Origin of the sequence: Sporomusa acidovorans, from assembly GCF_900101845.1 — a bacterium.
In the GTDB taxonomy this organism is placed as follows: domain Bacteria; phylum Bacillota; class Negativicutes; order Sporomusales; family Sporomusaceae; genus Sporomusa; species Sporomusa acidovorans.
Genome location: NZ_FNAM01000012.1, coordinates 65,270 through 86,636 on the forward strand (window position 1 = coordinate 65,270; position 21,367 = coordinate 86,636).

Annotated in this window: 19 protein-coding genes; 17 read left to right on the forward strand and 2 right to left on the reverse strand. The window is 44.2% G+C overall.

The window, feature by feature from the left end:
* The first annotated feature begins 33 nt into the window (after positions 1 to 33).
* From BLR65_RS30430 to BLR65_RS10460, 8 genes are all read left to right on the forward strand, one after another.
* Complete coding sequence (locus tag BLR65_RS30430; protein ID WP_211285163.1) at positions 34 to 291, forward strand: FAD-binding protein; 258 nt, start codon at positions 34 to 36, stop codon at positions 289 to 291.
* A gap of 105 nt (positions 292 to 396) precedes the next feature.
* On the forward strand, positions 397 to 1,812 hold the full coding sequence (locus BLR65_RS10435) for an FAD-dependent oxidoreductase (protein WP_211285164.1): 1,416 nt from the start codon (positions 397 to 399) through the stop codon (positions 1,810 to 1,812).
* 19 nt (positions 1,813 to 1,831) lie between these two features.
* Positions 1,832 to 2,143: a 2Fe-2S iron-sulfur cluster-binding protein gene (locus BLR65_RS10440; protein WP_093794136.1), complete on the forward strand. Its 312-nt coding sequence runs from the start codon at positions 1,832 to 1,834 to the stop codon at positions 2,141 to 2,143.
* Positions 2,144 to 2,546: 403 nt separating this feature from the next.
* Positions 2,547 to 3,428 carry a nitroreductase family protein gene (locus BLR65_RS10445; RefSeq protein ID WP_093794137.1) on the forward strand — a complete coding sequence of 294 codons (882 nt, stop codon included), beginning with the start codon at positions 2,547 to 2,549 and terminating at the stop codon, positions 3,426 to 3,428.
* A 454-nt stretch (positions 3,429 to 3,882) separates the two neighbouring features.
* Complete coding sequence (locus BLR65_RS31380; RefSeq protein WP_281241516.1) at positions 3,883 to 4,017, forward strand: hypothetical protein; 135 nt, start codon at positions 3,883 to 3,885, stop codon at positions 4,015 to 4,017.
* A 54-nt stretch (positions 4,018 to 4,071) separates the two neighbouring features.
* A complete protein-coding gene (locus BLR65_RS10450) occupies positions 4,072 to 5,379 on the forward strand; it encodes an amidohydrolase (RefSeq protein WP_093794138.1) in 1,308 nt (435 codons plus the stop codon).
* A 190-nt stretch (positions 5,380 to 5,569) separates the two neighbouring features.
* Positions 5,570 to 5,950: a RidA family protein gene (locus BLR65_RS10455; RefSeq protein ID WP_093794139.1), complete on the forward strand. Its 381-nt coding sequence runs from the start codon at positions 5,570 to 5,572 to the stop codon at positions 5,948 to 5,950.
* Between the two features lie 123 nt (positions 5,951 to 6,073).
* The gene (locus BLR65_RS10460) at positions 6,074 to 7,387 is read left to right on the forward strand and encodes an L-cysteine desulfidase family protein (protein ID WP_093794140.1); all 1,314 of its coding nucleotides are present in this window, start codon (positions 6,074 to 6,076) and stop codon (positions 7,385 to 7,387) included.
* A gap of 306 nt (positions 7,388 to 7,693) precedes the next feature.
* On the opposite strand, the gene BLR65_RS10465 is transcribed toward BLR65_RS10460, so the two are convergent.
* The gene (locus BLR65_RS10465; protein WP_176772728.1) at positions 7,694 to 8,239 is read right to left on the reverse strand and encodes a protein kinase domain-containing protein; all 546 of its coding nucleotides are present in this window, start codon (positions 8,237 to 8,239) and stop codon (positions 7,694 to 7,696) included.
* 52 nt (positions 8,240 to 8,291) lie between these two features.
* Positions 8,292 to 8,630, reverse strand: coding sequence for a hypothetical protein (locus BLR65_RS10470; RefSeq protein ID WP_093794142.1), 339 nt, complete (start codon positions 8,628 to 8,630; stop codon positions 8,292 to 8,294).
* Between the two features lie 243 nt (positions 8,631 to 8,873).
* Between BLR65_RS10470 and BLR65_RS10475 the strand changes: the two genes are divergently transcribed.
* From BLR65_RS10475 to yfbR, 9 genes are all read left to right on the forward strand, one after another.
* On the forward strand, positions 8,874 to 9,968 hold the full coding sequence (locus BLR65_RS10475) for a Wadjet anti-phage system protein JetD domain-containing protein (protein ID WP_093794143.1): 1,095 nt from the start codon (positions 8,874 to 8,876) through the stop codon (positions 9,966 to 9,968).
* Complete coding sequence (locus BLR65_RS10480) at positions 9,969 to 11,609, forward strand: hypothetical protein (protein ID WP_093794144.1); 1,641 nt, start codon at positions 9,969 to 9,971, stop codon at positions 11,607 to 11,609.
* Complete coding sequence (locus BLR65_RS10485) at positions 11,606 to 12,343, forward strand: DUF6063 family protein (RefSeq protein ID WP_093794145.1); 738 nt, start codon at positions 11,606 to 11,608, stop codon at positions 12,341 to 12,343. The genes BLR65_RS10480 and BLR65_RS10485 overlap by 4 nt, the downstream gene beginning before the upstream one ends.
* On the forward strand, positions 12,327 to 16,718 hold the full coding sequence (locus tag BLR65_RS10490) for a coiled-coil domain-containing protein (RefSeq protein ID WP_143122553.1): 4,392 nt from the start codon (positions 12,327 to 12,329) through the stop codon (positions 16,716 to 16,718). Before BLR65_RS10485 ends, BLR65_RS10490 begins: the two co-directional genes overlap by 17 nt.
* 330 nt (positions 16,719 to 17,048) lie before the next feature.
* A complete protein-coding gene (locus tag BLR65_RS10495) occupies positions 17,049 to 17,324 on the forward strand; it encodes a type II toxin-antitoxin system Phd/YefM family antitoxin (protein WP_093794147.1) in 276 nt (91 codons plus the stop codon).
* Position 17,325: 1 nt separating this feature from the next.
* A complete protein-coding gene (locus tag BLR65_RS10500) occupies positions 17,326 to 17,655 on the forward strand; it encodes a type II toxin-antitoxin system RelE/ParE family toxin (protein WP_093794148.1) in 330 nt (109 codons plus the stop codon).
* A gap of 11 nt (positions 17,656 to 17,666) precedes the next feature.
* Positions 17,667 to 17,876: a DUF2442 domain-containing protein gene (locus BLR65_RS10505; RefSeq protein WP_211285165.1), complete on the forward strand. Its 210-nt coding sequence runs from the start codon at positions 17,667 to 17,669 to the stop codon at positions 17,874 to 17,876.
* A 1,045-nt stretch (positions 17,877 to 18,921) separates the two neighbouring features.
* A complete protein-coding gene (locus BLR65_RS10510) occupies positions 18,922 to 20,151 on the forward strand; it encodes a deoxyguanosinetriphosphate triphosphohydrolase family protein (protein WP_093794149.1) in 1,230 nt (409 codons plus the stop codon).
* A gap of 9 nt (positions 20,152 to 20,160) precedes the next feature.
* Positions 20,161 to 20,745 (forward strand): 5'-deoxynucleotidase, encoded by a 585-nt coding sequence (gene yfbR / locus BLR65_RS10515; RefSeq protein WP_093794150.1) that lies wholly within the window; start codon positions 20,161 to 20,163, stop codon positions 20,743 to 20,745.
* The last annotated feature ends 622 nt before the right edge of the window (positions 20,746 to 21,367 follow it).

Consider the following 21,367-nt stretch of genomic DNA (forward strand, 5'->3'; position numbering starts at 1 on the left):
AGATAACTCCACTACATAAAGGAGGATACAAATATGTCAAGGGTAATCGACACCGACGTTCTTGTCGTCGGCGGCGGTGGAGCCGGGTTCCGGGCGGCGATCGGCGCCCGTATGAAAGACGTCAGAGTCATGCTACTGAGCAAAGGCCCCTTAGCCCGTTGCGGGGCAACGCCGATGGCCGGCGCGGATTTTACTCTGGACGGGAACAGCATGAGTAAGATTCCGGGATTGAAAGGCGACCCCAACGACAGTCCAGAAAAGGTGCTGAACGACATCGTAACTCAGGGATGATACCTCAACAACCAAAAACTTATTGAGCAGTACATCAATACCGCACCTCAGTGCCTGCGCGAGCTGATCGAGTGGGGAATTAAGATTAAATTATCAGACCAGCGGATGATCTTCACCAGCGGCCTGGAGATAATGGACGCGCTTCTGAAGAAAGCGCGCGCCATCGGTGTCGACTTGAAAGAAGACATTGCCGTATTGGACTTGGTTACCGTCGACGGGGCGGTCAATGGCGCCATCGGACTAGACATCCGTTCCGGCGAACTTGTCCACTTCAGAGCTAAGGCGGTGATTCTCGCGTCAGGCGGCTGGCATAAAGCTTTTTGGCCGACCACCGGCATGCGGGACTTAGCCGGAGAAGGGATGGCAATGGCATATCGGGCGGGAGCCGCCTTGGGCAACATGGAGTTCGTGACGTTCTGCTGCAACGTGTTTCTCAGTCCGCCAGCCTGGCAAGGCAGCATAGCGCCGTACGTGATGAGCCTTTTGGTAGGCGGCGGTAGCCTGACTAACAGCACTGGCGAAGATATTCTCCAACAGTACGATCCCTTTGTCGTAAAAGTCGGCACTTCTACGGAGTGGAACAAGAGTTTTATCTCCTATGCGACGACGAAAGAGGTGCTGGCTGGAAAAGGGTCGCCAAACGGCGGGGTTTACTTCAGCAGAGGCGATGTTCCTTGGGAAAAGGTCTCCAAGATCGCCGAGATGTTATTCCCGAACTGGCGCTGCAAAGGCATCGATTTTTCCGAATGGGGCAGAATGCTTGAGGTGAACGAAGCGGTCGAGGTAGGCGCAGCCACCGAATACTTCGACGGTGGCATTGTCGTCAACGACCAGTTCGAGACAGGCCTGAAGGGGCTTTACGCGGCCGGCGAATGCACTCTGGGCCCGTTCGGCGCCAATCGCGTCTTTGCCGCCATAACCGAGATGCTGGTTCACGGTACGACCGCTGGAGCCAACGCAGGCACATACGCGCAGAAGGCCAAAGTCCTGCCGCCCGAAGAAGAGGCTTTCACTGCTTTGGAGGAAAAGATAGAGGCCCCGCTTCGGCGGGCCAAGGGATATAACCCCGCTCAAGTAAGGCGGCAAGTTCAGGAGGCGGCACACAAGCATCTCGGACCGATCCGCGATAAACAGAACCTGACGAAGTTCATCGAGTATCTGGGGGAAGTGAAAACGAACCTCCTGCCGAACCTTGCCACGAGTTCAAAAAGCCGTGTATACAACAAGGAATGGTTGGACGCGCTGGAACTTGGCAGTATAGCCCAGTTGCTCGAGGTGGCCACACAAAGTGCGTTGGCGCGCACAGAGAGCCGTGGCGTCCACTTCCGCCAGGACTACCCGATAACTGATAATGACGGCTGGCTGGTCGAGCAGATCGTCCGCCTGGAGGGCGATGGTTTCAAAATTGACCGACGGCCGGTGACGGTCACGATTAAGGCTTTGCCTTCAGGCAAGGCTCCTTACCTGGAATTCATGAAACAGATGATGCAGTCGCACTCCGATACCGGCGGCAAGCATTAAGAAAGGAGAGGCGAGGAAGATGGCTGACAAAACTCTGAAGGTGAAAGTATTCCGCTTCGACCCCTCCGTTGACCAAGAACCGCGATTCGAGGTCTACGAGGTTCCCTTTACCGCCGGCATGAGTGTGATGGATGCCCTCGATTATATTTACCAACATGTCGACAGTACGCTGGCGTACTATGACCACGCCGGCTGCACCTTGGGCGTTTGTGGACGCTGCACCGGCAAAATCAACGGCAAACCCGGCCTGCTCTGCCAGACGCTGATTACCGGGAATGTTACGCTTGAACCCCTTTCGAACAACGTGCTCAAGGATCTTGTCGTCAAATAACGGGAGTAAATACGGAAAGAGGAGCATTCCTGTAACAAGAAAAAGCGGTCTTTAAAAAAACGAGACGCCCAGCCCTAAATGACAATGTGCTGATCCCTGCAAGAAAGGCACAAAACCATCTTGAGGAGGCGTCTCACATACAGCGAACTGCGGGAATGTAGAGCCGGGGCAGGCAAGTTGAATTTCATCTTACGGGCTGGGAGGTTTGCCACCTGGAGCGGATGTGGAATCCCGACGGCCAAGATAACGGAAACCCGACGCGGTTTGTTTTCTGTACCCGAAAACCACTGAGCGAACAGGAGTGGCACTGATCCGGAGAGATGGCTCAACATAATCAAAGTTAATTACTGTGGGATAACGAGAAAAACGACGAATTCGCTAGTTTATAAAGGGAGGTATAACAATGTCAGAAAAAATCAAAGTAGTGCCCTATGGAGGACCAGCATATGAAAAAGAGGATTTAATGAAGATGGAGCCTGCTCTATTGCGCGCCTTGTTGCGCGAGCGAGTACACCATACTATAGAGGTTCCATTATACCCGACTCTTGTTAGAGGACAAAAGAAACCCATTTCTGCCTTTGGATTACAGGCTCAAATGGTGTACGACGCCTGGAAAGAAAAAGGATTAATAGATGATGCTCCAGATATTCTCTGGAGCAAGGAATACCTCGCGTTGGCCCAAAAGGTCCGCGATGGGGTAAAAATTGAATGGAATGTACCTGTGCCGGAGCCGTTTACCGACGAAGAGATGGCCGTCGTAAATAAATTGATATATGGGCGCCGTTCGATCCGTGATTGGGTAGATAAGCCAGTTCCCGATGAAATGATTGAGAAAATTCTTGAGGCCGGGAGAGCAGCACCCATTGGCTGTAATTTAGATGAAGTTCGTTTTGTGGTAATTAAAGATCCAGAAGAAGCCAAAATGGTCTGGAGTGATATCCCTACTCCCAATGCAGTTCTTATAGTAATCTGCTATGACAAACGGATCCCAAAAGTCGTCGCCCAAGACAAGTTTGTCCCGCATAACGGGGGCTTCGACGCGGCGGCCGCGGGCGATCATATGCTCCTTATGGCCCATGCCCTCGGATTGGGCGGCGTTTGGCTTTCAAAGTCCATCAAATCCGACGTGACTGAAGATACTGGGTTGAAATTTAAAGAACTTTATGGCCTGCCGGATTATATCGAAGTGGCTCTCCATATAGCCGTCGGCTGGCCTGCCGTGGGTACCATAAAAACGCAACGGATGCCCTTGAAAGAAATGATGCTAACAAAAGGCAAAAAATAGTAATTAAATAGAGCGGGAGGGGCCATTGATGGTCGGCGCGATTCCTGAATACACTACTTAAATACTAGAAAAGACTATTAACCAATATATCTTAAATATTGTCGTCACTGGCACCATATTCATAGAGTTCAAGTTGCCCCTGCTGCATGATCTATAATGGCGGGCTTTGGAGCGGCAGGGGCAACGCTGATTGCCTTCCGTTCAGTTTCTAGCAGGGTCGGCCGGTTCTCCTGAGACGGGCAGTACATAAAGTCGGCCGCATGGAATATCCTCAGAGTACAACCAGTAATAACAGGGAGTAAGCTACTAAAATATTTGTTTAGCCGAGAAGGCTATTTCCGCATGAGTAAACCCTTCATATACACTATGTGGTTGGGTATAGATTACCGATGGAATTCAGGCAAACTTTCCAGAAGTTGCAGCCTAAAGCTGTCTAGTTTCGGGGGAGCGTTATATGTCGTCTTTTGCTCCGTATACTATGGGCGTCTTTGTTGATATGACAGGTGCACCTACTTCAGGCTTCTTCTTGAGATCTTTGTCGATTATTGTTTTGGTTGTTTGGCTGCCTTTGCATAGAGAAAAATATTAATACTTATACACGATTTGCATTGGGATTAGAATACTGATAAAGGGAATGAGGGTAATGGATTCCACTAAATTGAAACAAAAGGCTTGTAAAATTATTGAGCAATATGGTGAAACAATAATTGCTTACACGCAAGATGTTGAGCAAGAGCCGGAACTAGGCTTTAGGGAATTCCGTACTGCAGAAAAAACTGCCAAGTTTTTTAGAGATTTGGGTTTAAACTATGAAGAAGGATTAGCCATTACGGGTGTAAAAGCAAAGCTGGGCAATTCGCCAGGACCTACTGTTGCCGTATTGGGAGAACTGGATGCTATTATTTGTTATGACAGTCCATTGGCAAACCCTAATACAGGCGCCGCGCATGCTTGCGGACACAACATTCAGCTTGGTGCTATGATGGGAGCGGCAATTGGATTGACTTTGTCTGAAGCTGCTTGTGAGCTTAACGGTAATATAGTGTTCATGGCCACACCCGCGGAAGAATACCTCGAAATTCCATATCGTGCAAGGTTGCGTGAAGAAGGGAAAGTTCATTTTTGTAGCGGAAAGCAAGAACTGGTTTATCGCGGAGCCTTTGATGAAATTGATATGGCGATGATGATTCATGCTTACCAAATGAATGGAACCAACAATTTCATGTTGAACCAAACAAACAATGGCTTTGTGGTGAAAGATATCCGTTATGAAGGCAAGGAGGCTCATGCTGCTGCCGCGCCGGAGGAAGGAATAAACGCGCTAAATGCAGCAATGCTGGGGCTGATGGGTATTAATGCTATGCGGGAAACCTTTCGCGATGAAGATGTAATAAGAGTACATCCTATTGTTACAAAAGGTGGCGATGTAGTTAATTCTATTCCAGCAGACGTCAGGATTGAAACGTTCGTACGCGCTAAAAGTATTGAGGCCATAGAGTCTACCAGTCTAAAGGTAGAACGAGCATTGCGCGCTGGCGGCGATGCTATTGGGGCTAAAACTCATATAGCAACAACGCCTGGCTATCTGCCTATTCGAATTTGCGAACCTTTTAGTAATGTATTTTCCCAAAATGTTAACGCTGCTTATCCGGGGGCCGAAATTATATGGGGAGGGCATTCGGGCGGTTCCACAGACATGGGTGATGTATCACATATTATGCCGGTGATTCACCCATACACTAGTGGAGTGAACGGGGCTTTGCATACAAGGCATTTTAGAGTAGTCGACTATAATATTGCTTGCATTATCCCGGCTAAGATTATGGCTATGTCGGTAATTGATTTATTGGCGGATGATGGAAAAAAGGCACAAGATATTCTTACAAGCTATAAACCTGTCTTTAACAAGACGCAATATATTGCAAAAATGAATTCACTTTACAGCAGTTAAATGGATTGTGCAATTTAATAATAGCAAGAAAAAATCTGATTAGGGAGTTCCGTTGCATCCTGCGTAATTTTCCACATAAGTGGAATTGAAGCAGTAAAGTAGCAGGATAAAGGCGTAATCGTTTGTGGAAGACTTACTCAGTTTGATGTCTCAATGAAATAGATATATTAAGGTCTTAAGGAGTCAGTATATGAAAAAAATTATAAACACTGATAAAGCACCAAGTGCAATCGGTCCATATTCTCAAGCAATTAAGGCCAACGGATTTATCTTTGTATCCGGTCAATTACCTGTAGACCCTGCTAGTGGACGATTTGCTGAAGGTGTTGCTGCTCAAACCAAGCAATCTTTAGAAAATGTAAAAGCTATTTTGACAGAAGCGGACTGTACTTTTAATGATGTAGTGAAAGCTACGGTATTTATCAAAGATATGGATAACTTTAGTGAAGTGAACAATGTATACGCAGCTTATTTTACCAAGGAGTGTCCTGCACGTGCATGCATCGAAGTAGCTCGTCTGCCTAAAGATGCGTTAATTGAAATTGAAGTAATTGCAATTTGTAAACAGTAGTTTATGAAACAGGTTGCAAGGGTGTATGGGTGCATAAAGTGGGGCGGCAGATAAGGTAGTTGATAGACAACATAACGTTACGAAAGCCGTGTTATTTTTGCTGAAACGAAAGGAAGATTCAGTTTGAAAGATATATCATCCACAGCGGGCAATCCCTTGTGGTCAGAATTTATCAAAGCTGTAAAAAAAGAGGTGGTGCCGGCCCTAGGCTGTACCGAACCTATTTCGCTGGCCCTGGCGGCAGCCATCGCCGCCCATTGGTTGGCAAAACCGGTCGAGCGGATTGAAGCCAAGGTATCTGCCAATTTGATGAAGAACGGCATGGGGGTTACCGTTCCGGGAACTGGCGAAACTGGCCTCTATATCGCGGTTGCCGTAGGCGCTCTCGGCGGCGATCCAGAAGGACAACTGGAGGTGCTGAAAAACCTGACACCGAAGCAGGTAGAGGCCGGCAAGCGCATGGTTGCAGAAAATCTTGTTCAGCTTACCATTGCAGACGTACCTAATACTCTGTATTCAGAGGCCCGAGTTATCCATGGCGAGGAATGGGTTAGAGTTTGTATTGCCGACACACATACTCGGGTAGTGCACATTGAAAAAAACGGCAAGGTAATATTCACGGCGGAACCGCAACAGGCACTGGCTGATGATAGTACAGAGTACTCGTTGACTGGTGTTCGGACTCGCGATGTATATGACTTTGCCATCCAAGCGCCGCTTGCAATGATCAGCTTTATCCGGGAAGCTGCCACCATGAACTGCTCTCTGTCCGACAGTGGTATGAGCGGGCAATATGGTCTTAATGTTGGCGCCATAATGAGCCGGCAGATTGAACAAGGATTGCTGTCGGACGGTCTTTTGACCCAGATTTTAATGCGTACCGCCGCCGCATCGGATGCGCGGATGGGGGGCGCGACGCAGCCGGCGATGACCAACTCCGGTTCCGGCAATCAGGGTATAGCAGCAACCTTGCCTGTCGTCGTAGTGGGCGAGCATGTAAAGGCAAGTGAGGAAGAGCTTACGCGGGCGCTGATGCTGTCTCATATGATGGCAATCTACATCCATGACAAGCTTCCCCGGTTGTCAGCCTTATGTGCTGTTACTACCGCATCTATGGGGGCGGCAGCAGGTATGGCGTGGCTCCTGAAGGGCAATTATGAAACAGTCAGCATGGCTCTTTCCAACATGATTGGTGATGTGGCTGGAATGATTTGCGACGGGGCTTCCAATAGTTGTGCCATAAAAGTTTCTACATCGGCTATTGCTGCATATAAAGCTGTTCTAATGGCGCTTGAGGGAACAAGAGTCACAAAAAGCGAAGGCATTGTTGCTGACGATGTTGATCAGTCAATAGCTAACTTGTGCGAATTAGCCTGCTTAGGTATGGTACAGACTGATGAGCAAATATTAAGAATTATGCTAAACAAGATAAATTAGTATCGGTATATATTAAAGTAAAACTCTTAAAATTATCCCCGCCATGTCTTTAAAGAGATGGAGTCGCACGGTCGCTACGGCGGTTAGCATTTTCCTCATTCCGGTATTATTTGTTGTTGCTGTTTATTTGGAGTATTTGGTGGAGGCGAGCAAGATTATGATTTTAATCAAAGGATAAGGTACAATAAGTTTCGCAAATTCAGTTACAACAAAAAAGGGGACAAGTTTGCAGTCCCCTTTTACTCCCCACTATTCTATGCTTCTATGCTGAGTATTTTACGCAAATTTGGAAAAAATGTGCAGGATTTATGTGAGTCCAGTCAAGGCGGTTCTCATCTGTGAAATATCATCAAAACGATCTTTCGAGTCATAAGCGCATGACTTTAGAACAATTGTTTGTAGGTCATCACTGCCCCTAATAGGTGGCGGAATTTTTTTTCCCAAAAGTCTATAATGAGTTGCTTTACTGCGTTCTAAATGATCATTGTATTTCTGCGACTGAAATGGGAGACGATTATTATTCATCAGCTCGTATAAAACCAATCCTAACGAATACATATCTACTTTATTATTGTTAGCATTAATGACATTGCTGTGATATATCTCGGGAGAAATATATAATTCTGTTCCAATTCTGGTTACTTCACTTGTAGATTCCATGTATTTGGCAATACCGAAATCGCCAAGCTTAAAATGATTATTATCTTGGGATAAAAAAATATTTTGTGGTTTTATATCACGGTGCATAACATTTTCTTTTTGTATTACCTCGAGAGCAGTGCAGATGTCAATGCCGAGCTTTATGACTTTGTTTTCATCAAAACAAGTAAAGTAGTTGTCAATTCTTTTCAAGAAATCCATTTGAATTAAAATTACTTGGAAGATACCGTCTAGCTCTATAATATCAAATTTCTGTATTGTACTTTTTAACAATTTTGCTATATTGCTCGACCTCCTCATCGTTTTTCATAGCAATGTATAGCTCTCTTAACCCTGTTTCGTCAGGTATAACGATAGCTTTTGCGACCGATATAGAGTTTTTATCATACTTGTGAAATAATTTATATACAATACTAAATCCACCTCTACCAAGAACTCCGTTTAAGTGGTAGGTTCCAAACAATGGTTCCAATCCCTTAAGCTTTTCACCTAAATTTTCAATATGTGAAATGCGTCTTGATAAAAAACAATCGTGCCATTCATTTTTTGGTAAATTATTTAAATATTTACCGAATTTTTTCATTTTCTAAACTATCCCCACAAAATTAATATGTTCACCTTTTCTATATATTACGAGCCGTTCATAATAAATACCGTTGAATTTATACATTATACAATACAGTCTGTTTGTCTCTTGACCAGTCAAAATAACTGAGCTGCCGGCAGCTCAGTTTAATGCCCCCCATGTTTACTTCTTGGGAATTAACCTTGATGGTCAAATGTGATACAATTAATATGGTGAAATAATACAAATAACGGAGTGCCTATGAACGGTTATGAGTCTACGAAAGAATTATACAAAAAGTTGAGAAATGAAGTTAAGAGCTGCCAAGGTAAATATATCCTTCTTACCGCATTACTGGCGGCTGCCGAAAGTCTTGGTCAGGATATGCCGGCTTTTCTGCAAAGTCCCGAAGGACAAAGAACTTTTACTAGTACGGTAAGGCAGCTTGTTGAAGACGCTTTCTTGTCGCCGGTGGGTCGAAAACCGAATACCCTAGGCGGGCTATATTTTAAATACAAAATAATAAATGAGATTACGCCGAAAGATAATGAACTGGTGCCCGAGATGGTTAGGATAATAGTTCCCCCGGCAAAGCTGGATTATTACTTGAAGAAACCCGGGGATTATATAGAAGATAGGGAGATTATCACGATTATTTCTGATTTTCTTCGGCAAGAGAAGTTTGAACTGGTAACAGTGAACGAAAGGGCCTACGAGCTATTCGGGGATGAGAAGTTTTTTAAGGGAGCGGGCAAAGTCAGAAGCCGCGGGGAGCTTGTGCTCAAAAGACTCGGGCTTAATTATCAAAGTATTGGTTGTAAGGAAACTTTGGAGCCTTTTTTTAGTTTTTCGAAAAAGGACTTTCATTTGCATAATGAAAGAAAAATATATATTATTGAAAATAAAGATACTTTTTGGTCATTCAAGGAAAATGTTATGGGGGTTTCGGCGGCGGCTACGGTGGACATGCTTATTTACGGAGAGGGACGGAAGATTTTAAGCAGTTTTAAATTTATCGAGGAATATGAGATTAACCCAAAAACCGATGATGTCTTCTATTTCGGCGATCTTGATCCCGAAGGTATTAATATTTATGCGGAACTTGCTGCAGAATATCCTGAGTATCGGATTCATCCCTTTTATACGGGATATGAGGCAATGCTGGCCATTGGCTTAAAGCGTCCACCTGCCAAAATACCGAAACAACAGCGAATCAAAGCCGACAACATGGCAAGGTTTTTGGCCGGATTTACTGAGGGGTTGGCCGAGAAGCTAAGCGAGCTGTTTACAAGCGGCTGTTATATACCGCAAGAGGCACTATCGGCGGCTGAAATGAGAGAAAGGTTTGGAAGATAAGTGCAAACATTTAAAGGTAGCAGCCTGGACAAGGACGATATACTGGCCCGCGAGATTATCCAAGAAAGTCTTGGCGGAAAAGATCCTGAGCTTGCTCTTGCCGAGGATTTCCTGGAGGAATTGGACGTCAGGCTGGAGCAGATAAAGGTATATTACCCCATAATGGAAATGCTGCGTAAACGCAAAATGGATACGGAGTTCATGCAGCTTGTGCCGGAACTCTGTTTTTTGCTGCTTGCCTATCTGATATATGAGGGTAAGCTCAAACATAAAGGGCTAACTTTTGGAGAGCTGGAAACCTTTATAACTAAGGCTTTACGGCATATTATGGCTAATTGTGCCGCTGCTGCGCGCGAGTTGATAACGGAAATACTGGACGGCCTGCAGAACGGCGGCCGGAATTTTGTTTTAACAACTTATAATTTAAAGACAGGAAGCTTTCGCGAAAAATACATAAAACTTATTGAAATTAAGCAGTCAGAGGAAAATGTGCTTGAATACTTTATTACTGAGCAGGGTGTTGATTTTTATCTGCGGACTAAAGAATTTCCTGAGGAAACCAAAATAACCATCAACCTCCTTCTTTTCCAGAAGCAAATGGAGAAGGGAGCATTCGGTTTTGCTTACGATACAGTTAAGCGCCTCAATATGGAGGTGCAGAAGAAAAAGGATAAGAAATATTCTCTCCTTGAAGCTTTGATGTACGGTCAGCTTGATTCAGGCGAGGCTTATAACCGCTATCACCGCAGTATTGTCCTGCAGTTCGAAGAAGAAGCCGAACTTTTCAATACGGCAGTGAAAAATGTTAATATGGTGTTCCACGAATATGTGGACAGAATTCAAAATGGTTTGGCTGATGAAAAGCAGGTGCGCACCTTTACGCTGATAAAAATAATCGAAAAGGAGATCGGCCGTGCGCAGACGCTGCATACTGAGCTGTTAAAGGAAGCTGTAAGCTTTACTAAAGAATATGATAATGCGCTGGGCGTTAGGAGAAAGGCCATTTTTACCGAACGGTTCAATTTTCAAAACGAGTTTGAAAAGCTGGTCAGCCAGAATGACAGGCCGGAAGCGATGAAGTTTTTGTTTGAACCGCTGATGAATCCGTATGTAAGAAAACAGTTTAACCTGCTTAGAGCCTTTGAGCCGCAGCGGGTTGCCCAGGTGAAGGCGGAAGCAGGGGAAGAACCGCTGCCTGAAACTGTTGTTAACCGGATTACGGTTGATAAGCTTACCAGCCGCCGGGTCAGAGGCAACTTTGTCTTCTATGCGGCAAGGCTGCTGGAGATGCTGAGTAACCCTAAGCGGGAGATAAGCCTAAAGGCTTTTGGCCAGATGCTGATGGACAGGTTTTCCGAAGATAGTGTCTATAACGGAGACTTTATTAGTTTTATCCTTGAACTTAACAGAGATAAGAAAATCGGCGAGCATGTCAAAAGGATAAATTTTGCTAATGGGAAGATTGATATAGATGAAGATCTCAAGACTATGGAAGCAGTGTTCGTGAAGGCCGCCCTTAGTTTGCCTGGTCAAAGCACGATAAATCAGGTTGTTGTTACAACTTTTCCCGATTCTGAGCTTGAGCTTTTACCGGGACTTAAAATAACCGATATGATGTTTATAGGAGAAAGCAAATCATGAATGCAGGCACGATAGAAATATTGGATCATGCGCTGGATATACTTAAAGTCCTTTTGCAGGGGGAAGAAGTGAGTAAGAACAAAAACGTCTTACTATATGATAAATACCGCTACAATGCAGCGGTTGAGGAGATGCTCATTCATATCGCCGATAAATTGGAGCTGAGAATATATGCCGGCAGCGACAGGCTGTTTGTTTGTCCGGAGGCCGGCAGCCGTCTGTTTGGCTGGACGAATGAAGAACTTAGGGACAGGATTAGCTACGTTACGACGAACAGCGAGCTTTTCACCTGTTACTTTATCATTATGACGCTGGTTACTATGTTTTACCGCGAGGCATATCCTGATACGCCGGTAGCCTATGTAAAAATAAACGAGCTTATTGAAAGCGTGGCGCGACGCCTTGAAAACTTGGGTAGGCTCCCTGAACTTGAGAAGGTCAGTGAAGAAAACCAATTTGATTTTACTGAAATCTGCAAGGTTTGGCAGCGTCTGCCTGATGCCAGGGAAGGGGTGTCAGGCGGCAAAAATGACAAGGTTGCTTTTGTAGAGAATGTATGCCGGTTTTTATACAATGAGAAACTGATTGCTCTTGATATGACTCAGCGAATCATCTATCCGACTGAGCGGCTAAAGGTGATTATCTGGAACTACTATGAGGACAGGGATAACAGAAGAGACTTGCTTTCCTTTGTCAGGGGGCTGGAGGTTAACGCTGATGCCACACATCAATAGCATAAGGTTAGTTAATGTTCATTTCAACAACGCCACTCAGTTCTATGAGGATTTCCGCATGGAGTTGGGCGGAAAGAATACTACCTATGATTTGGAGAACGGCGGCGGGAAATCGCTGCTGCTGCTCATGCTGCTCCAAACCGTTTTGCCCAAAACCAACCTGCGGCGGGAAAAACCGGTAAGCCTTATATTTCAGGGCGGAAAAGACAGAACATCACACGCAGCAGTTGAATGGCTGCTGGAAGAGGGAAGCGATTACAAATATCTCCTAACCGGCTTTTCTGCCAGAAAAAGAAAAGGTGCAGGCGAAACGACGGTTGCAAACGAGGAAGAGGAACACCTGCAGGCGGGTGATATTGAGCATCTCAACTGGTGCGTCTTTTATAATAACAATAGTATTACGGGTATCAAGTCGGCACCATTGAGCCTTGGCCAGTCAGGGCGAAAGGTTTACGCCAGCTTTGAAGACATCCGCAAGTATATCGGCCAGATGAAGCAAAAGGGGTTGCCGGCCGAGACTTTTGATAAGATTGAGCAATACCAGCGTTATATCTCGGCACACGGTCTTATTGCCGCCGAGTGGAATATTATCCGCGGCATCAATAGCGGTGAAAACAATATCGAGTCATATTTCAGGCAGGATGCAACCTCGCGCAAATTGATAGAAAACCAGTTCGTCAGAATTATTGAGGACATGGAAGCATTGAACAAGGGGGGCAAGCAGGGCAGCGAGAGCAGCCTCTTGGCTGACACTCTTATTGAAATCAGAAGTAGGCTGAATGAATACCTTAAGCTCAAGGGGCATATGGCTGAATATGAAAAAATCAAGGAGCACTTCAGCGAGTTTGGACGAAAAAATAGCGAGCTGCTTGAGATATTTTCCGAGTACGAAGCGTACAAGCAGGAGGCTTTTGCAATTCGCAAGCTGATAGCTGATAAACTGAGGGGATTAGAGCAAGAACAAACAGCAGCACTAACCAGGTATGACTATAATACCAAAAGCAGTAATGAAGGGAAAGATCTGAAAAGGCTGCTTGAAGCCGGTTTAGTTAACTATGAAAAAACACGACTGGGCGACGAGCATGCACAACTGCAAGCAGGCCGAGAAAAGGTAGCCAACAGGCAAATTGAACTGAAAGCTCAGCTCGACAGGCTGCTTACGCTAGAAGGATACGGGGCCTTCCGTACAGATGCGAGAAAGGTTAGAGAAATCGCAACACGTCTTGAATGGCTTAAATCTTCAGCCGATAAGCAAATGGATGAATACCGGGGGGCAGGCGGCAGGCTGAGGTTCCTCACAGACAAAAAATTAGGCGAACTGGATAGAAGTCACCAAGATCTTATTATAGCCAAAAATAAACTTAAAGGCGAACAAGAGGAAGCCGGGCAAAGAAAAGTTGAAGCGGAAAAACAAGAGGCTGTGCTCAAAAGCGACATTGCCAGTTTAGAAACTCAGGAAAAGACAGTGGCGCAAAAGCAACAGGAACTGAATGAATTCTTCCTGAGGCGCGGCGAGACGGATGCGCTGCTTTTCACCGACAAGTCTTTGGCGGAAACTGAGGAAACGCTGATTACATACTCGCAGGAGACAGAATCAATCGCACGGGAGATAAAAACGCTTGCAGATAGACTGCAGACGTTGGCCCTAGAAGACGTCAGACTTAAGAGCGAGATAACATCCCGCCTTAAAACCAGAGATCAGCAGGAGAAATGGCTAAAAAGCTGCCAGACTGAGAGGGCAAGGCTGGAAGAAAGGGCAGCAGCTTTCGAAAATGAAACACTGGGTGAATATCAAGAAAGTTTGATGCGCTTAACCGAAGCCGAAAGATTGGCCAAGCTTGAAAAAGAAATTGAAGCAGGCCGGCTGCGCCAGAAAAAACAGCTGTCAGTGGCCAGGGGCTATTACGTTCCTAACGAAGAACTGCTGGCATTAGCTGACAAGCTAAGTGCCAAATGCGAGTTTGTCCAGGCCGGGATTGATTGGTTGGCCAGGCTGAGCCATGAGGAAAAGGACGAACTCCTAAACAAGCTGCCCTACCTACCGTTTGCCGTGATCGTTGATAGGCTGTCTTTTGAAAAACTAAAGAGCGGCAGGCTTAAAACCGATTTTGCTTCCGACTATCCTGTCCCCATCGTCAATATCGAGACTATTCGACAGCCGCAGGCCAAAGAACAGGCGGAGGAGATTTACTACATAGTAAGCTTTGCCGAGCTGGTGCTTGAAAGCGAGCGCTATGAAGAGTATCTTCACAGCCTGGAAACCGCTATAACAGCTGCTGATAATGAGGCCCTTGTTATCGGTACGAGAATAAAGGAATTAGCCGCTGCGTTGTCAGAGTTAGCAACCTTTTTTGCGCAATATCCGGTTGATAAGATAGAAGCTGCCCAAAAAATAGTGGAACAATTAACCGCAGAAACCGCCGAACTGCAAAAAGAACGCACGACCATAAGCAGCGAGAAAGCAAAGTGCAGTAAGCGTACCCAGCTTCTAGAGGCCGAAAGTGAGTCGCTCGGAAAACTCATTGCGGACGCACAGCTTAAACGGGAAAAACTCGAACTCCTCATGCAAACAGCCGCCAGCCTGACCGGCATTAGAAATAACCTTACGGCAAAGCATAATGAATATAAAACGGTTTTCAGTAATTTAACCGCGATTAATACTGCCATAGCTGAGCTTTCCCAGCGCTATACCGCCTTGGAGAGGGAATTTGAGGCGCTGCTTCCGGAATTCTTTGAACTGAAGAAAGCAGTCGAACGATTGGCTGGTTTTACTCCAGTCGAAAACACCTTTTCCCTTTCGCAAGCCGAGGCGGACTATAACGCCATGCATCAGGCTGTAAGCGGCAGGGCGGCTGAGGAAAATGACCTCAGAAGCCAGCAGGCTGCGTGTCTAAATAGACTTGATGATCTTAGAAAAAGAATCAAGCGTGATTATGGCGGAGACTTAGATGAAGTCGCGCAAAGGGAAGAAAATGGCGTGCAGATAAGTCTGCCTACTCCTGCCATGATTGAAACGGCAAGGCAAGACAAAAGAGACAATGATGTCAAGCTGACAGCGGCAGACAAGGCCGTCCATGATCTTGAGCTCAGAATAAACTCGGCCGAGGTAAGACTTGACGGGATACTAAAAGATATTCCGCCTGATACGGTCTATGAACTGCCTGTTTACGATAGTCAAGTCCGTTATCAACAGGAAATAGCTACAATGGAAGCGCTGATAAAAAGCTATGACCGGGAGGTTGCCGAAGCCTGCGCAGAACTTGAACAAATAAAACGGAAAATAGACAAATTGATAGTTCAGGCTGATTACTACGACGGCTTCATTGGGCGGGAGAAGATTGAGGATGCCGGAGCCATAGCGGCAGATATTAAGGAGTTCCGCGCGTTCGAAGACGAGTTTTACAAACTCAGAGATACTATCACAGGCCAATGTGACAGGTGGGATAACAGACTTAAAGCCATTGGCGAGGAAACGGCCAATTTTGTCATTCGTGAGCCTTTAGAAGTACTGGCGGGAATTAGCCGGCCGCTAAGCGCAAAGGAATGTGAGGCCAGACAAGCAGCCTTTAGCGAATATATTGCCAGCCTTGATCAGCAGATGCAGAAAATCAATCATGACATAATACAGCTGGAAAGCTACCAGCAAGACTTTATCCGCCGCTGTGTTCAGCGGGCTGAACTGGTACTAAGCCACTTAAGAAAACTTGAAGCACTGTCACGGATTGAAGTCTATGGCCGGCGGATTAACATGATTGAGCTTAGGTTAAATGAGTTTGATGACAAAGACAAGTTTCTCCGGATGAAAGCGCACATTAACGGCATTGTCCAGGAGATCGGCGAAGAAGGTGCGGTCGACCGCAAACGCATAAGTGCTAAACTTGCGATCAAAGAACTGCTGGCCCAGATAACCGACATGGAGAAGGCCGCTGTAAGGCTGTACAAGATTGAGAACATCCCGGAAAACTCCAAGTTCTACCGCTGGGAAAATGCTATCGGCTCAGAAGGCCAAAACAATTCGCTGTACTTTATCTTTGCCGCCTGCCTGATATCCTTTATCAGAATGCTGTCTATTGCCAACTCCTCGGTAAAATCCAAAAAGGTTATCATCGCTGATAATCCTTTTGGTGCAACCTCTGCCGTCTATCTTTGGGATCCAATGTTTAAGATAATGAAACAGAATGATGTTCAACTCATTGCCCCCGGCCATCGAATTCCAAGAGAGATCACCTCCCGGTTTGGGGTAAGTTATCTATTAAATCAAGATGTCCTTGAGGATGGCAGGCTGCGAGTGGTAGTAAAGGACGTGCGGGCCGAAGAGAGCGAAGAGGTCATTAGATATGTGGAGCCGGAGCAGCTTTCCATGTTTTTAACGTAAACATTGTCGTATCTAAAGTAAGGATAGCAACACGGATTAAGGCCGGAGAATTGCCCTAGTGGGTGATTCTTTGGCTTTTTGTGTGAACAGATACCCCATGCTATGCATGTGGTTCCAAAGAGCTTTGCCCCAAAATACAGGAAACAAGCGATATACGAAAAGTTTTTCATAGTGGGAGAGAGTAAATGGAAAAATATTCTAGAAGAATACAAGGGACGGGGTTAATAGCAACTTGAATTATTCCATTACCACAGTGTATCTACTTGAATGTTTGACACAATAAATGATATAATAATGTCATAATTGAGACATTATTTGGAGGGTTTTGTTATGGGAGTTCCTGTTGTAAAGCCGATCAAAGAATTACGTGATACAAAGACCATCGCCGCCATTTGTAATGAACAGGGGAGGCCGGTCATTATTACAAATAATGGACGGACGCAGCTTGTTATTATTAGTGAAGCTCAATTTGAAGAGTATGAGAATATGAAGGCAAGACTTGATTTGTACGAGAAGTTAGCGGAAGCGGAAGCTGAGGCGAATACGGGATTTGAAGGACATCGCCTATCCGACGTAGCAAAAAATCTAATGGCAGATTTAAATTGATATGACGATGGTTCCCTTTGTGATCAAACTGTTGACACCTGCACGGCAGGATTTATATGAAATCAAGCAATTTATTCAGCAAGATCGCCCGCTTACAGCCAGGCGGGTTATGGAAAAAATTCTTCAGGACATCATGACGCTAGAAACATTGCCAGAGGCCGGTTCAGTGGTTTATGACAAGCGGCTGCAGATGATGGGATATCGATATTGGCCTGTGCTTGACGGCAAGTACATTGCTTTTTACGTAATTTACAAAAGTCAAAGGCTTGTACAAATACGGCGCATTTTGTCTGCAAGACAGGATTATTTGCCGATTTTGCGCGGAAAGTAGTTGTAAGAAATATGAAAGAAATAGCGCATGTCAGACAGGTTCAGGCTTGCGATGACTATGTTCTGCATATTACGTTTAACAATGGAGTAACGAAGTTGTATGATCTAAAGCCTAAATTGAATGATGAACGCTTTAGCATTTTACGCGATAGAGGTTTTTTTAAGCCGTGCAGGTTGACGGCGGGGGATTCGGAATTAGTTGGAACGATGATGTCGACATGAGCGAGAATGAGCTTTGGACTAAAGGCAAAGAAATGAATTAGTCAAATTCCAGATTGTGGAATAGGATATGGGATTTGCAGGGGCACGGATCGCCACCACCACTCAAATCTGGAAATGAATTGAACCCGCGAATTTCGCGGGTTTTTTGCTGTAATTTTTGAAAGGTTGAGGATAGCACTACCAAGTAAAATAATTTTACTTAAAATATATATTCCGCATTAAAGAATATTGCGGCGCAGGCGGGTGGTGCATTGACAACGCTCCACCACTGGCGTTTGACTTCCGCTTTTGCCAACACACCACCCGCCTGCACAAATCTTTAGCACGTTGTATATAGTAAATTTTTCGCCTACAAAAATGGACGTTTTATCTGTCGCAAAATCGTTCAACTCTTCATAGATTATAGTGTACCACTTACTCTATGCAATAAGGAGGCCAGCTAGCTTATGGGTTTTGGTGGATTCGGTGGCTGTGGAGGTCGAGGAGGTTTCAGTTGGATCATAATAATCATTATTATTATCTTACTGTTCTGTTGCTTTGAAGATGATTTTAGCCCGACCTGTTAAGTAATTTTACTTAAAGCCAAATCACAACGAGATATTAAGAAACACAGAATGAGGCATTACATAACAAGGATGCCTCATTCTATGTTTAAATTTAGTCAGCTATCTTATTTGATAAAAACGGTAATTTAATCAATTCATATAAATTATATTGTATCAAGATTATTTGTCTACTTTCCCCAGTGATTGTGTTGCTGGGTGTTTTTTTGTTGTTCGGATGAGCGACTTTTCAAGGAAGCAAAGGGACGTTCTTTTTGCTTCCTAAGAAGGTCTGATTATTGCATATGATAATAATTTATTGTTAATTTATAAGATAGACAGGTATTTTCAATTTTTTGTCAAAAAATTTATTAAGTGTGTAATGGTGGATATAAATACATGTTGCTTAATTAAATTGTAAAATAAGCTGGGACCAAAGTAATGTCGACGCTGCGTGAGTATGGTTTGTAATTGAAGCAATTATCATCAATGGGGGTGTAAGCGTGAAAAAGGCTTTGTTCGCCAAAGTTGGTGCTCATGAAGGAAATCCAAAATGGAAAGCAAGTATTAGCAGAGTAACTCCAATTTATAAGAGAACGGATGATATTCGTAGTGAATTTGCACGGGATTACAATCGTATTCTACATAGCAATGCGTATAGGCGGCTTAAGCATAAAACACAAGTGTTTTTCGCTACTAGCAATGATCATATTTGCACTCGAATAGAGCATGTGAATCACGTAGCCTCTGTTAGTTATACAATAGCCAACTATCTTGGTTTAAATACTGAACTGACAAACGCTATTGCGCTAGGACATGATTTGGGGCATACGCCTTTTGGACATGCTGGTGAAGAATTTATAAAAGGAATATTACAAAATGAAATAGGAGAGACATTCTGGCATGAGCGCAATAGTTTGCGCTTTGTAGATAAATGTGAGACGCTTCCCGACAATGAGGGAAGGGAACGTAATCTTAATTTAACGTATGCAGTTCGAGATGGCATAGTATGCCACTGCGGGGAGGTAGATGAGAATTCAATTTTTCCTAGAGAAGAGGCTTGTGATTTATATTCTGTGCAGAAGGCCGGTCAGTGCGCCCCTTTCACATGGGAAGGCTGTATAGTTAAAATTTCTGACAAGATAGCTTATATAGGACGAGACATTGAGGATGCACTCTTGCTCAAAATATTATCAGTAAGTGAATTAAAAAAGGAATTAACTAAAATAAGTCGCGAATTTGCAGATGCCAAGGCCAGCGAAATCAATAATACGATTCTAATGCATGACTTTATTATCGATTTGTGCCGGACAAGTTCTCCTGAGAAGGGCATTGCTTTTTCGCCTAAATATCTTGAGTTGATCAATACATTGAAAAACTTTAATTCTCAATATATTTATTGCCATGAAAGACTTGCTAATTATAAACGTTTAGCAAATTTGATAATTGAATGTATATACCAGACGCTCCTCAAAGCTTACTCTGGTAAGGATACAATTAATGAATTAAATAAATATCGTGAAATTTATCCAAGTTTAGTGAACAATTTTTGCGAATGGCTAGTTAAATACTCTGACACTGAAAACCGGGAAATGAAGGGGAGTAAATATCGGAATGAGATTTTATACCACCTTGAAAATCGTAAGGACTATATTCAAGCGATCATAGATTATATATCCGGTATGACCGACAACTTTGCAATCAAAATCTTTAACGAAATTACTACATTTTGAGGTGCTACTATGAGTCATTTTTTCGCTTTTCTAGCCCGCATGAAATTTATTCAGCGTTGGGGGTTAATGCGCAATACTTTTACTGAGAATATTCAGGAACATAGTCTGCAAGTAGCTATGATAGCACATGGTCTGGCTGTAATTCGCAATACATATTTTGAAGGGAAACTTGATGCTGGAAAAGCAGCTCTAATGGGGATGTACCATGAGGTTTCAGAAGTTTTTACAGGTGATTTACCAACTCCGGTAAAATATTTTAATCCCAAAATTAAAGCTGTCTATAAGGATATTGAAAATATGTCACAAATGAAAATATATAATATGCTGCCACATGAATTGAAAAATTCCTACCTAGGCTTATTAGCGAGGCAAGATGAGGATCGGGAATTATGGCAAATTGTTAAAGCTGCAGATAAAATTAGCGCATATCTAAAATGTGCTGAGGAACTTAAGGCTGGTAACCAGGAGTTCTCGGTTGCATACAAAAGTATTAAGCAAGAACTGGATAATAATAAGTTACCCGAGGTTAAATATTTTATGGAAGTATTTGCGCCAAGTTTCTCTTTATCCTTGGACGAGTTAAACAACCTTTAAGGATAGAGGAAGACAATGTGATTTTATTGCAAAAAAGTTGCAACTGATAAATAGCTTATCTAAGCTATGAGAGGAAAGGGGAAGCAAAAAAGAATGTCCCGTGCGCCAAGAAGCGCGCGGATTATAGCGGGTGGGAACCCCGCCTGAGAAGGCATGGCCAGCCACTCTGTATAATGTCTGTGGAGGGAAGGGCGTAACATAGCAGTGCCCTTGAAAAGGGAAACAATGCTGCACTGGAGGCAGAGAGAACTTTGGAAACAAAACAAACAAGGATAGCCAAACTAGCAAACTATGGCTAGACGCGAATGCTGCTACGAAGAGCCGGATGGTAGTTTATGGCGTTTTCCCAATCCTGCACCACTGCTTCCCATGATTGTTCCGGTGAAAATGGAGATACTTGATTCGATTTCAGCATACAGATTAAGAAAAAGAGCAATCGACCATTATTGAGGTCCATTGCTTTTTTCTTGTCTCTGGATAGAAGCATCACCCCGTTTAAAGCTGAAAAAATTATAGGAATGCATTGCCAAAAACAAGAATAAGTGATAAAATTCAAACACGGGACATTGTTAAACAACGTATAATTATAATCTTAGTACAAAATAATACTTAGTTCAACGAG

What these genes read in the sequence shown, in the direction of transcription:
- yfbR (WP_093794150.1), top strand. Translation starts at nt 20,161, where the DNA reads ATGAGTCATTTTTTCGCTTTTCTAGCCCGCATGAAATTTATTCAGCGT.
- BLR65_RS10445 (WP_093794137.1), top strand. Translation starts at nt 2,547, where the DNA reads ATGTCAGAAAAAATCAAAGTAGTGCCCTATGGAGGACCAGCATATGAA.
- BLR65_RS10490 (WP_143122553.1), top strand. Translation starts at nt 12,327, where the DNA reads ATGCCACACATCAATAGCATAAGGTTAGTTAATGTTCATTTCAACAAC.
- BLR65_RS31380 (WP_281241516.1), top strand. Translation starts at nt 3,883, where the DNA reads ATGTCGTCTTTTGCTCCGTATACTATGGGCGTCTTTGTTGATATGACA.
- BLR65_RS10485 (WP_093794145.1), top strand. Translation starts at nt 11,606, where the DNA reads ATGAATGCAGGCACGATAGAAATATTGGATCATGCGCTGGATATACTT.
- BLR65_RS10450 (WP_093794138.1), top strand. Translation starts at nt 4,072, where the DNA reads ATGGATTCCACTAAATTGAAACAAAAGGCTTGTAAAATTATTGAGCAA.
- BLR65_RS30430 (WP_211285163.1), top strand. Translation starts at nt 34, where the DNA reads ATGTCAAGGGTAATCGACACCGACGTTCTTGTCGTCGGCGGCGGTGGA.
- BLR65_RS10435 (WP_211285164.1), top strand. Translation starts at nt 397, where the DNA reads ATGATCTTCACCAGCGGCCTGGAGATAATGGACGCGCTTCTGAAGAAA.
- BLR65_RS10500 (WP_093794148.1), top strand. Translation starts at nt 17,326, where the DNA reads ATGACGATGGTTCCCTTTGTGATCAAACTGTTGACACCTGCACGGCAG.
- BLR65_RS10470 (WP_093794142.1), bottom strand. Translation starts at nt 8,630, where the DNA reads ATGAAAAAATTCGGTAAATATTTAAATAATTTACCAAAAAATGAATGG.
- BLR65_RS10475 (WP_093794143.1), top strand. Translation starts at nt 8,874, where the DNA reads ATGAACGGTTATGAGTCTACGAAAGAATTATACAAAAAGTTGAGAAAT.
- BLR65_RS10455 (WP_093794139.1), top strand. Translation starts at nt 5,570, where the DNA reads ATGAAAAAAATTATAAACACTGATAAAGCACCAAGTGCAATCGGTCCA.
- BLR65_RS10495 (WP_093794147.1), top strand. Translation starts at nt 17,049, where the DNA reads ATGGGAGTTCCTGTTGTAAAGCCGATCAAAGAATTACGTGATACAAAG.
- BLR65_RS10440 (WP_093794136.1), top strand. Translation starts at nt 1,832, where the DNA reads ATGGCTGACAAAACTCTGAAGGTGAAAGTATTCCGCTTCGACCCCTCC.
- BLR65_RS10505 (WP_211285165.1), top strand. Translation starts at nt 17,667, where the DNA reads ATGAAAGAAATAGCGCATGTCAGACAGGTTCAGGCTTGCGATGACTAT.